The sequence below is a fragment of the Streptomyces phyllanthi genome (genome assembly GCF_009377205.1).
In the GTDB taxonomy this organism is placed as follows: Bacteria; Actinomycetota; Actinomycetes; order Streptomycetales; family Streptomycetaceae; genus Streptomyces; species Streptomyces phyllanthi.
Window position 1 is genome coordinate 1 of sequence record NZ_VJZE01000276.1, and the last position, 12,269, is coordinate 12,269.

7 protein-coding genes and 1 pseudogene are annotated in these 12,269 nt (G+C 70.3%); all 8 read right to left on the bottom strand.

Annotation, left to right across the window (positions count from 1 at the left end; all coding sequences use genetic code 11):
• Positions 1 to 330 precede the first annotated feature (330 nt).
• Entirely contained in the window at positions 331 to 2,490 is a 2,160-nt protein-coding gene (locus FNH04_RS29940; RefSeq protein ID WP_322724219.1) for a transposase, read from the bottom strand.
• Positions 2,487 to 2,828, bottom strand: coding sequence for a hypothetical protein (locus tag FNH04_RS29945; protein WP_228031696.1), 342 nt, complete (start codon positions 2,826 to 2,828; stop codon positions 2,487 to 2,489). The genes FNH04_RS29940 and FNH04_RS29945 overlap by 4 nt, the downstream gene beginning before the upstream one ends.
• 172 nt (positions 2,829 to 3,000) lie before the next feature.
• The gene (locus FNH04_RS29950; protein ID WP_228031697.1) at positions 3,001 to 4,332 is read right to left on the bottom strand and encodes a DNA-binding protein; all 1,332 of its coding nucleotides are present in this window, start codon (positions 4,330 to 4,332) and stop codon (positions 3,001 to 3,003) included.
• A gap of 137 nt (positions 4,333 to 4,469) precedes the next feature.
• Complete coding sequence (locus tag FNH04_RS29955; protein WP_152788907.1) at positions 4,470 to 5,657, bottom strand: helix-turn-helix domain-containing protein; 1,188 nt, start codon at positions 5,655 to 5,657, stop codon at positions 4,470 to 4,472.
• 12 nt (positions 5,658 to 5,669) lie between these two features.
• The gene (locus FNH04_RS29960; protein ID WP_152788908.1) at positions 5,670 to 5,939 is read right to left on the bottom strand and encodes a hypothetical protein; all 270 of its coding nucleotides are present in this window, start codon (positions 5,937 to 5,939) and stop codon (positions 5,670 to 5,672) included.
• Positions 5,940 to 6,718: 779 nt separating this feature from the next.
• On the bottom strand, positions 6,719 to 7,276 hold the full coding sequence (gene tpg / locus FNH04_RS29965; RefSeq protein ID WP_322724220.1) for a telomere-protecting terminal protein Tpg: 558 nt from the start codon (positions 7,274 to 7,276) through the stop codon (positions 6,719 to 6,721).
• A 6-nt stretch (positions 7,277 to 7,282) separates the two neighbouring features.
• Positions 7,283 to 9,295, bottom strand: a pseudogene (tap, locus tag FNH04_RS29970) (telomere-associated protein Tap); the annotation flags it as partial.
• 20 nt (positions 9,296 to 9,315) lie between these two features.
• Complete coding sequence (locus FNH04_RS29975; protein WP_152788912.1) at positions 9,316 to 11,706, bottom strand: DEAD/DEAH box helicase; 2,391 nt, start codon at positions 11,704 to 11,706, stop codon at positions 9,316 to 9,318.
• Positions 11,707 to 12,269 lie beyond the last annotated feature (563 nt).

Below are 12,269 nucleotides of genomic sequence, written 5' to 3' on the forward strand. Positions count from 1 at the left end.
GTGGTTTTCCCCGCGGCCGCGGGGCCGGTGACGATCAGTGAGGGGCGTGCGGTGGTGGTCTGGTGGCGGCCGAGGATCATCAGGGTGCGCACGTGGCGGGCGAGGGTGTCGATGGCGGGGTGCGGACGGTGACGAACGCGGAGTGGTAGGCGAGGCGCTCTTCAGGGCTGCGGGGCGCTTGGCCGGGCTGAGGTGGGGCTGGTGGTGGGGTGGTGGCGAAGTGCTGCCAGCCCTGCCAGGTGGTCACCGGCCAGGAGAGCCCCGCCGTGTCTGCTGTATCGGGGGTGAGTGCGCGGTCGCGGCTGCTTTTCCCGTGGGTGCCTTGGGTGTTCACCACCTCAGTGCCTCTGCCTGTGCGTCGTAGAGCCCGAGTCCGGTGTAGGGGACGGCCGGCATCACGGCGTCGCTTTCCTCGGCGTCCTGGTCGAGGTCTTGGGGCTCGTCGGGGGTGTCGTCGAGGTGGTCGAGGCTGTCGGTGTCCGCCCCGGGCACCGGGGTGGGGGTTGGCGGTTGTTGCTCTTGCCGGCCGTGTTCTGAGCGTGGTGGCGGCGGGGGTGATCTGGCAGGTGCGGTGCGGGTGATCAGGCGGTGTTCGGCCTTGGTGGCATGGCCGGTGCGGGCGCGGCGCATGAGCTGGTCGAGGGCGTCGGCGAGGTCGGCCTCGAGGCTGTCGGGCCCGGTGTGGCCGGTGTGGCGGGTGATGGTGGTGCGGATGTGCTGCCATGTCTGTTCGTTGAACGGCCGGTGGATGTGGGCGCGGTGGATCCAGGGGATCTCGGCCAGTTGTCCGTCGGGCAGGCGCAGCCAGATCTGGCGGACGTCGTGGGGGTTGGTGTGGATCTCCCACTTCCCGCCGCGCGCCGCGATGGGGGAGGGCTGTCCGCGGTATGGGCCCAGCAGGTCGCAGTCGTAGGTGCGGTGGTTCAGGCGGATGCCGCGTTCGGTGATGGCCTGCCAGCGCACCGGCAGCAGTTCGAGGTAGTCGTCCCTGGTGAGGGGCACGGGTACGTAGCCGGCGACCGAGATGAGTGCAGCCCACATCTGGTTCGGCGTCAGCGCGGCCCTGGGCAGCACGGGATGGCGCAGCCCTTCGTGAGGCCGGTGGTGCCAGTGGACGAGCCATTCGTCCAGCAGGTCCTGCAGCTGCGCGACCGTGAAGCACGCTTCGCGTTCGGCGTCGCGGCCGCGGCGGGTGACGTCGGAGCCGGTGTAACCGGGCAGGTGCTGGCAGAACAGCGAATTGATCGAGCCGAAGGTGCGCTCGACGATGCCCTTGGCGGTGGGAGCGAAGGGCGGGGCGGGCTGCACGCTGATGCCGAGGGCCTCGCATGCGGCGGTGAACGTCCGGGGCAGGAACACTCTGCCCCGGTCGACGACGATCGTCTCAGGGATCACGACGGGGCGGGCGGCCGCCTTCTCGAGGCGTTCGTCCAGGGTCAGCAGCCGCTTGTGGGCGGGCAGCTGGGTGTGGGCGAAGCGCAGGGCGTCGGGCCAGGTGGGGCGGGCCGGGTGGGGCACGGCCATCTCAGCCAGGAGCAGGGCCGCGTCCACGGCCTGCGTGCCGCCCGGGCACAGCACAGCGGCCAGGATCGCGCGCGTGGCGACATCTACCGCGATGGTCATCTCGGGCCGGCCGAGCGTCCCGTCGTCGAACAGGGTGAGGACGTCCAGGCGGGTGGTGTCGATCTGCACCTGCTCCCCGGGCCGCAGCGCGACGGTGGGGGTGTGGCCGCGTCCGTCCTCGGTGATGGGCGGGGTGCGCACGCGGCGTGCGGGATGGTCGGCGGGCCCGGCGAGCTGGTGGACAAGCCGGTAGAAGGTGGCCTGCGCCGGCATGGGCACGCTGGTGCCGTGACGGTCCTGAAGGACCTGCGCGACCCGCGGCATCAGCGCGCTGACGGTGCCCTTGGAGCGGCCCCGCTGCTTGCGCAGCACGTCTTTGACCGCGGCGACCACCCTCTCGTCCTGCCGCCCTGAGGGGCTGGGGCCGCGGGTCGTGCGGTGGTCGACGAGCCCCCACAGGCCCTGCTTGCGGTAGGCAAGGCGCATGCGCTGCACCGTCGTACGCGACACCCGGGCGAAGCCGAGCGCGGTCAGCTCCTCGGCCTTGGCCTGCTCCCGCTCGGCCAGCGTGTGCCGTTCGGGGTCGTACTGCTCCCGCACCGCCCCACCGTTGCCGGGCCCGCCGGGCAGACCGCACTCGACTTCCCTCACGTGCCGCTGCCAGGCCAGCGCCTTCTCCCGCGCCGCAACCGGGGCAGTCTCGAACAGCCCCCACCGCGGTACCGCCTGAGGCTGCTCCACTTCCGCCTGTGCTCCCAGCACGGCGAAGCCCTCATCGGCGAAGAGATGTCCCGCCAGCACCGTCTCATCGCTGCCGTCCTCGCCGGCCAGATGCAGACGCTGCCCGGCCAGGGCGACGACCTGCCACCGCGATCCGCGGAAGCGGACATGCGCCCCGACCGCCACCACCGGCCGCCCGCTGCTCACACCGCCTCCCCGCGCCGGGCGCCGGCCTCTTCGCCACCCGCGTCCGTATCCGCGTTCTCCGCGGTTTCGCTCATGTCCCGGGTCTCCTCGTCATGGCCGTCCTCACTCTCGCCGGCGTCTTCCTGAAGGCGGTCGGCCGTCACCTCTGCGCCGGCATGGGGGAGGGAGCCGGAACTGACCATGACGCGTTCGTGCAGCGGCGTATCCAGGTCTGTCGTCAGCTGTCTGTGCCACAGGGCGTGAAAGACGGCAGGGAGGACCTCGATCGGGTCGCCGGTTGCTTGGGCGCCTTCGATCAGCGGCCGCGGCCGCGCGAACGCCTCGAGGACGGCCGCCATCCGCCCTGCCCGGCTCCCCGGCCCGGCTGTACCCGCGTTGATCACCTGCTTCAGCCAAGTCGTATCCGCGTGCAGGCAGGGTGGTTTTGGGGATTCCTGCCACGAACGGGCACCGCATGCGCTAACAGTTGACGAGCCCTCCGGAAGCTGCCCGCGCGCTGCCGCCGGTCCTTCACCCGCCGTCTTCGTGGCCGGCCGCCAGCATGTCCGTCAAAGCGTCGGCGGACATTCCCGCCCACTGGGCGACCTCTTCCAGGGGCATCCCGGCGTTCGCGGCCGCCAAGGCAGTCCGCTTCCAGGCATTCTCGATGAGGGTGGCACTGTGGCGAAGGTTGCGCAGGAGCTGTCGGGCGACGTCGGCGGTAGGCCCGGTCTGCACTCTGCGCAGCTGGAGCAGCTGTTCCTCGGCGCCCTCGATCGCCCGGGTGATCAGCGCCCGCTGTTCGGCGGACACCGTCGCCCGCCACATCCTCCCCGATCCGGGCGCCTTCTTCTCTTTGCCCAGCACCCGCAGGTGCCCAGCCATGGTCGCGCTCTGATTCTCCTGGCGCAGCCACCAGGGGTCGTTGTCGTATCCGGGTGGTCCGCCAGTCCCGCGGCGCAGACGGATGACGCTGCCCATCCAGGAGGTCAGCGGGCCGCCGTAGTCGGTCGCAGTCAGCGGCCCCAGCCACGGCCGGCCGACCCGCTCACCGAGCCGGCGGCAGAACGTCCCGTCGGCAGGCAGCGGCCGTGGCTGCCCGGCACCGCTGTCGATCCATGCCAGCTGGGCCATGGCCGGGTCCAGCAGCGCGTCGGCGACGGCCACCACCTCGGGGAAGACAACCGCGTCCCGTCCCACGATCCGCCACCGCTCCAGATCACCGCCGGCGTTACCGCCCGCGACCTGGTGCAGCCGCCGTGGCCAGATCGTCTCTCGCTCCCAATGCAGGGCCTGCTCCCACCACCGGGCCACCACCGCATGCGACAGGGCGAACACCCTTGCCGGCTCGACTCCGGCCCGGGCCGCCCGCCGCGCCACCTTGGTCCACCGCCGCTGCGCCGCGACCACTTCCGGCAGATCCCGCAGGTCGAGGTGCTCGAGGGGCTGGTCGGCGTCCGCGTCCAACTGCCACCGGCCGTGCCGGACACACACCCGCTGCCACCGGGGCGCGTACCGCACCACCCGCACGGCCGTCCCCGTACGCCGGGCGGCGCACAGGCGGCAGCCGAATGCCACCGGCCCGGCGACCGCGCCGCCGATCCGCCACGCCGCCGCCGGCGCCCCGTCCTTTCCGGTGGGCAGCTTGGCGTCCTCCTGACCCCAGGACGGCAACGCCCGTGTCAGCACGTCCTCTTCGACACCGCACAGTTCCGCCAGGAGCTGCCGTCCTGCCGAGTTCAGCAGCGCCTCGGCGTCGGCCCGCGTCCCACCGCTGTCGTAGGCGGGCGGGTAGTTCCGCCACTGCCAGCAGGAGCGCAGATCCTTGGCCCGCAGCCCGTAGCGGTGTGCGACGCGGCCCATCAGCGAGGCTGTCGTCTCCCTCGGGAAAGGGGCGACACGGAAGATCCCCGACGGACGGGGAGTGCTGTTCAGACGGGAACTGACCACTTCGGCCTCAGTCTTCCGGTGGCGATGGGGCGGGCTGGCCACTGGCTGGCTCAGGCAGCACTGCGCGCGGCGGGGGCATGCTCCTGACACAAAAGGCCCCGGGTGACCGAAGGATCCGACGCCGCCCCGCCCAGGTCCGTCGCCGCCGCTTCCCAGACGTGCGCATGCACTGCCGCGTTCTGCTCGGATGGGTCCGCGTGGCCGCGGGAGCCGACCGGCAGCCCGGGTCCGCGGCCGGGTTCCCTGCGCGCGGCGGGGTGGCCTCCGTCGCCCGACGGCCCGCGCGGTGCCTTCACCGCTCCGCCGGCTTGTGGCCCCGGCCTGCCGGGGCTGGACGTGCTCTTCGATTCGAACACCATGTGCCTGCCGTCGTGCTCCGCGAAGAAGTCCGGCTGCCAGGGCTTGGTGCCCTGTGCGCTCGTGCCGTTGCGGGCGGCTTCCGCTGCCAGGTGCCCCCGCAACCCGCTCGCGATGATCTGCTCGGTGGTCGCGTCCGGCAGCAGGTCGAGAATCCGCCTCAGGGAGATGCTGCCGGCGTGATCGGCCAGTCCCAGTTCAGGCCCTTGCACAGGGCGTGCAGCACCCACAGCACCCAGGCTTCGCAGCCGTCGGCGGATGGCCTGCTGCCGTGCGGTCGAGGCGTCAGGCAGTTCCTGAACCGCGGTGGCGGGAGAGGGAATGATGATCTTGATGAAGGCGGTCAGCCATGGCGTGTGCTGCTGGGGCGGGATGCCGCAACCGGTCAGGAACGCCTGGAGCTGCTGTTCATCGGCGGGAATGGTGTGGCGGTTGACGATGCGGGCCGCGGTGCTGACCGGCAGCGCGAGCGGGTTGCCCGAGCGGTCCCGGATCTCCCGCAGGCTCGGCGCCCCGGCTTGTTCCCACGCCGCCTCCAGCGCCCTGCTCAAGTCGGCCGCGTCCGCGATGAGTTCGGGCCGCGGTGCATGCAGCTGAGCCAGCCGGCCGCGTTCCTCGACACGGGCCCGGCGCCACCACTCGTCCGCCGCCCCCACGGCTTCCTGGCTGCCGCCGCAGCCCACGACATAAGCCTCGACCGTGGCGCGCTTGGCCACCACGGTCCCGGAGGCTGCGCGCTTCAGTGTGGCCGGCGACAGCCCGGTGCGGCTGGCCAGCGTCTCGTAGGTGATTGCGGCCGTCTCCCGCCAGCTGCGCAGGAGTTCGGCCAGCCGGCCGCGCGCGGGCCGGCTGTGGTCGACCGGTTTGTCTTTGCGTCCCATGCGGAGCCTCGCCTACTTCCCGGCGGTGGCTCGCAGCATCGCGCCGGCCAGTGAGGCCAGGCGGCGGCGGCCGCCGCCGACGGCCATGACCGCCGCGGCACCCAGGGCGCCGCAGCCTCCCAGCAGGATGAAGAGGTCCTGCAGGGGCATCCCGGTGACGTGCAGGGCTACGCCCAGGACGGGAAAGGAGACGGCGGTGAACGCCTGCGGCGCGCCGAACCGGGGTGGGGGGTCGGTCTGGCCGGGCTCGGTGCGGGGCACAGGGGCAGTGTCGATCGACATGCGAAGTCCTCTCGGCGTACCCCGGTGCCAAGGCGCGGCGGGCCGGGGCGGAATGAAGTGCTACTGGCTGCAAGTCCCGTAAGCACAGGGGCGATTGGCGTCGCCGACCGTGCCGGGCATGTCTCCATCATTTCAGTCCTGGGCCTGTTCCCGCAGAGTGATCGCCGACCGCAATACCCCGTATCAGCGAAATGGCCGTTTTTTGGTTCGCTGGTGTCCAAGGGAGGGGTCTTGCCCCCTTCACTCCGCCCCGGTGTCGTTCTGGTGCCTGAACAGCGCGGCGGCGACGGCACCGCATGCGCCGATCGCCTCAGGCGCCGGGATGGTTCATCCGTGTCCATGCTCGGCTTGCCGCAGCCCCGGTCTGTGAGTGATGGTAGGCCGCAGAACACGACGAGGCCGGTATACCCGGCCCGCGAACGTCCTTGAACTGCTACTGGCTGCAACCGACGCGGACAGGGACACCCCGGCAGACCCACGTTGGCGCGTGATCTGCCCGCACCAGGCCGGCGCCCCATCAAAACAGGCGCCGGCTTCGTCGTACTCACGGAGCCGTGTCGTACCTCCGTGCGATGGCGCCTCCGCCGGTGTCTTCCCAGCATCATGCTGGCGACAACAGACGGACCGCGTCACTCTGCTGACCTGCGAAGCCCTACTGGCTTGCTTGAGCCGCGTGCGCTGTGAGGCGCAAGCACGGTTCTGAGGGGGCCGGGGTCCAGCGATGGGCTCCGGCTACCCGACCTCAACAAGCAGGTTCCGGGCTTGCGGTCGGGGCCAGGTTAGTAGTCGAGGTCGAGGTAGTCGATGTCGTTGAGGGTGACGTCGGAGAGTCCCATGGCGCGGTTTCCGCCGTCCTGGAAGTACACGTCCTTGAATCCTTCGGCGATGATCTGGCGCATCTGCTGGTCGCTGGCTCCGGCGTCGCGGGCGTCGAAGAGGCGCTGCGCGTAGGTGGGGGGCAGGTGGACGGTGAGGCGGCGGAAGCGTCCGTCGTCGGTCGTGCCGATCGGCGCGGTGTAGCCGAAGCGGGCCCTTGTCTCCACCGTGATCCCGCCTGTGGTGGCGGCCTGCTTGCGTCGGCGTTTGCGTACCTGTGGCTGCCAGCGCGCGCGTACGGCCGCGTCGATCCGTTCGGCGATGGCGTGGGGCGGGTGCTTGCGTTCGCCCTTGCGGTATCGCTCCACCGACCGCTGGCTGACCCCGATCTCCTGGGCCACGGCTTTGGTCGTCTTGAGCTGTTTCATCAGGAAGTTGATGCGGGCCTGGAGGGTCTTGGGCGGCTGGCGGGTGAAGGCTTCCCGGTCGGCGCGTTCGATGGCGTCGTCGATCTCTCCCACGGCGCCCTACTCGCCTTCGTCGAGGACGGCGTCGCCGCCTTTGATGTGCCGGGCGGGGTTGTAGCCCTGTTCCATGAGGTCGACAGCCCAGAGCATCGACTGGACGCCTTCCAGCTTGGCCAGGCCCGGTGTGGGTCCGAGGCGGAAGGCGCCGGGCTGGGGCTTGCCGGAGGCGGCGTAGGGCAGGAAGTCGAGCGGGCTGTCGCCCGGTGAGGGGTAGACGACGCAGTCGGAGAGTACGGCGAGCGGATACAGGCCCGTCATCGTGGCCATGTTGCGCATTTTGCGGTGCATGTTGACCCGGGCTTTGCTGATGACGGCGGCACGGATGTCGGGGCGCCAGGTCGGCCGCTGAAGAGCCGGCCACCGCTCGCCCTCCTTGTACTTCTTGCCCTGGGGGCGTTCACGCAGTTTGCCGATGCCGCCCTTGACGGTGGCCTTGATGGCGGCGAGGACGGCCGCCATCGCCGGGTCGACGTCCTTGTGCCGCTCCATCGCCGCGAGGAACTCGGTGTCGGAGAGCTCCCGGGTGACGCCGAGGTCGGCGAGGGTGTCGACGTAGGCGTTCTTGAGCCGGTCGTGCCACGGGTCCAGGTACGCGCCGGTCTCGCGGCGCAGGTACGCCTCGATCGGGTGGACGTTGTAGCCGAGCTCCTGGGCGTAGGCGACGGTGTGCGTCTGGTACCAGGCCGGTCCCGTGGGCCGGGAGCCGTCCGGCGTGAACGGCGAGGGCAGGCGCGGGTCCAGCTCGATGTGGCTCAAGTCGACCAGCCAGCTCCCGGGGATCTTCGGGTTGAACTTCGGGGCGTGGAAGTGGTCCGGGGCGGACAGGCCGACGACCAGGCGGGCCGCGGCGGCGAGGAAGGCGGTGTTGAGGTCCAGGCCGACCGTGAAGGGCAGCGTGCACTCCTCATCGGTGAGCAGGTCCACCGGCCGCACCCACTGGTACGCCTCCTCATCGAGGAAGCCACCGGTCCAGCCGCTGCCCACGACGACGGGGTGCTCAGCGGTGGCCTCCGGCGGCGCCGGGTCCATCGGCTCCGTCCCCAGCGATCCCGGGTTGTAGGCGGACACCCAGTTCCCGGTCTCCTCATCGCGCTCCGGCTTCGTCGGCGGGCGCAGCGCCGTCATCAGCTCCAGCCCGGACACGGCCGTCGATCCGCGCGGGGTGATGACCCGGGTGGCGTACACGCCCAGAACGCGGGCGATGTCGGCCGGCTCCATCTCCGCCACGCCCGGCCAGGACCGCTCATCAAGGGCGTCCCAGGACAGGACCGCCAGCTGCACGCACTGCCGTTCACGCCCCTGCGCCCTGCGGTAGATCCTTGCCCACGGGCCGAACCCGCGCTGGGTGAGCCGCCACTTCGCTTTAACCACCTGCTTGACCACGGGATGGTCCTCGGGCAGGCGCAGGGAGCGACGCTGCTCGTGGCCTTCCAGACGCTCCGGCAGCCCAAGCTCCACGGCAGCCGCGGCGGTGAGCACGATCAGCGGGTCGCTGTCCTTGCCGTACCGGTTGAGCTTCGGCGCACCGAGACCGGACTCACGCAGCGTCCACTCCACCAGCTCCACCACCGTGGTCGCCGGGCAGTCCAGCACGATCCCGTCGACGCCGTACGCGCAGCCGTCACCGTCCAGGACCGCGAGGGGCCCGTGCGGGAAGCGCGGGTCGGCTGCGGGCTGCGCCGCCTTCTGCGTGGCCGGCCGCCGCGATGTCGCAGCGGGCCGGAAGGCCGGGCGAGCCGGCGCCGCAGCCGGAACGACGGGAGCCTGAGGGGCATCTGCCGTCTCCACCCTGGACGCGGCCGGCTCGGTAGACGCCGCTCGCGCCGGAGCATGTGCCGGGGCTGCACCGGGGGCGGGATACTTCGCCGCCCACCCCTTCAGCAGCCGCTGGTAGGCATCCAGCCGCGGAGACTTCGGCTCGCTGCGGCCGTTCTCCCAGTTCTTCACCGACTGAGTCGTCGTCTTCAACGCGGTGGCCAGTCGGGCCTGGGTGATACCGGCAGGCTTACTTAACCACAAACTTACCCCATTATTTAACTTTCCAGGGCCCATTCCAGCCCCAGCGCAGCGAGTGCGGCGACTTTGTCGGTGGCGAGCTTGGCGCGCCTGGTCTTGGTGTTCGACAGGAACACTCCGAGCTTGACCTCCGATCCGTCTTCGAGTCGCTCTACGTGGCCTCTGGGGACGGTCACCGAGCCCTCGCGGGCCTTGTACTGCGCGAGGGCTGCTACGCCCCGCTCGAAGGCGCTCAGAGGCGCTGTGGACGGTTTCGCGGGCTCCTCCGGCTTCGGGGCGTGCGGTGTGATGCCGAGCTGCCCCAGGCGTTCGCGCTGTCCGTCGGTCAGGGCCTGCCAGATCTCGGGCTTGCGCTGCCGGGCCAGCCATTTGCCGATGTCCATTCCGTGGACCGTGACGCCCGGCAGGACGTCGGCTCTGCCCTCTTCGTCAGCCACGAGCTCGCGCAGGGCTGCGTAGTGCCGCTGCCAGTCGGCCGACCACTCCGGGTTCCAGTCCTCGTCCACGGCCTCGAGCGCGGTCTTCCAGTCGGGGTGCCCGTCGAGGGCGCCTGGGCGGCGGAGGTTGGACAGCCATTGCCCGATCGGCCGGTCCAGCATCGTCGCGGTGCGGGGTGCGCAGAGTGTCCAGCGCTGGTCGTAGTAGGCCTTGGCGGCTTCCAGGTTCTCCTGGAAGCGTTCATCCGCCACGGACCACACCATGCCGAGCCGCTCCAGCCGCTGCGCGCGCTGCCCGCTCATTTCCCCGGCCGCGTAGGCCCGTCGCTGCTCCGCGACCCACTGCCCAAGGGGTGTCGCACCCTCCCGGTGCCCGTACGGCACCCGTGCGTTCCCGACCCGCTCGACGTACGCCTTCAGTTTCGCCCAGCCGCGAGCCCAGTCCTGGCGTTCGGTGTCGATCACGTTGAAGGAAACCCAGTCCGCGACCATCGCCGGATCCCTCGGGGCGGCAAAACGGAGCAGCAAGCGGGATTCCTCCTCGCCCTCTTCTGGCGCGACACCGATGTTCATGGACGGCTGCGCGACGTCTTTCTGAGGCTCCTGCGGGATCGCGAGCAGCTCGATGGCCTCTTCGTCGTGAGCCCGCAGACCTTCCAATACCTTCACCAACGGGCGATACGATCCCGAGGTGAACATATCCTCGGGCTTTTCCCCGGGCTGGAGGAATACCGGCACGATCAAAGAGGCGAGTTTCCCTTGTCCAGGCTTCTGACGGAGCGCCCGGCCGATGGCCTGGACGATGTCGTGCGGAGCACCCTTGGGGTCCAACAGGGCAACGCTGTCCACCGCTCTGATGTCCACGCCCTCGCCCAGGACACGGCAGTTCGAGAGCACGGCCCGCCGCGCGGTGGACCCGAACCCTGCCAGGACCTCGCGCCGGCGCTCGGGGACGTGCTCGCCGCACAGCCAGTCCGCCCAGATCTTCGCCGGGTACTTCTCCGGCTCGTTGGCGTGCAGCTTCGCCGCGACGCGCTCCAGGCCCTCCGCGTAAGCCTGTGCCTCTATCGTCCGGTGGTGGAAGGTGATGCAGGTCTGGAGCCCGTGCTGCGCCATCGTGTGCAGGAGCGCGGCCTGGAGCGCCCCGAGGCGCTGCCCGCGGACTTCCTCGGTGTGCCGGTCCTCGCCCATCAGCCGCTCTGGGGTGACGACCGGGTCCTTCAGTTCCAGGACGATGATCTGGTACCGCGCCAGCAGCCCACGCGACACGGCCGACGCGAGCGAGAGCTTGTAGAGGACCGGCCCGAAGACCTTCTCGTCGTCCATGGAGGCCGCCATCTCGCGCGGCAGCGGGTCGCGTACCCCTTCGGCGACCTCCCGGTTGAGGCGTTCCTCCCAGATCCGCGGCGTGGCCGTCAGGTACAGCCGGCGGTGCGACGGGATGACGCCCTGGTTGTGGACGTCGGCCCACGCCTTACCCATCGAGCCCGAAGTCCGGTGGGCCTCATCGACCACCGTCAGGTCCATCGGGGCCAACTGCTGCCCGTAGGCGCCCTCGAACGCCTCTGCCAGGACTCCCAGCGAGGCGTATGTCCCGAAGATGGTCACCGGCCCCTGCCCGTGCCACAGCGCCAGCCGCACGGGGTTCGTGGTGGAGCGCACCTTGAGGTTCCACAGCTCCGGGTCGTCTTGGAGCGAGCACACCGCAACCGCCGGCCCCGTGTGCCCAGCCGCGCGCCACGCCTGGACGGTCTGGGTCAGCAGATCCAGCGTCGGCACCAGCACGAGAATGCGGCCCTTGGGGACAAGACGCTTTGCCGACGCCGCCGCAATGATGGTCTTTCCCGTTCCACACGCGGCGTGCACCTGCCCGCGCAGGCCATTAACGGGAATGCCGCCCGGCGGGGTATCGAGACCGCGCACAATGGCGGCAACGGCCTCGATCTGATGGTCACGCAGTTTAACGGCCATTCCCGTGTTCTCCTTTTCGCGGAATGTGGCGCGCAATCTGAAATGAAAGTCCGGCGCGGTGAGCGTGGCCAGGGGTGTGGTGTCTGATCCCAGACTCTACACAGCCAAGCCCCGTGATGCATCACCCACGTGCCATCTTCCCTCCCTGGGGTGATACATGACTGAAACTCGCCCCGATGCGGCGAGTTGTGGTGTATGTTGACGTGGTATTGACGAACACGTCGTGGCAACTTCGAGGGTGGGGGAGGAGCTCGGGTGGAGCGCAGCGGAGCCCGTTACCGCGGTGGAGCCGGCACCCCGTCAGGCCGATGGTCCGTCGCTTCCGTTGCCGGGATGGTAGCTGGGATTCCCAAGCCCTACACAGGCGCGAGTGTGATGTACCTTCCCTTGCCGCCAGCCCCGGCACCCGCGCTTGCGCGGGTGCTCGCAATTCGCGCTTGCGCGAATTGACACGCTTTTAGAATTCCGCTTGCGGAATTCAATTCCCGCGCAAGCGCGGGAATTCGCAGCGCGCTTGCGCGCTGCGCACTCTATGTCTCGGCTTGCCGAGGCATAGCCCGCTC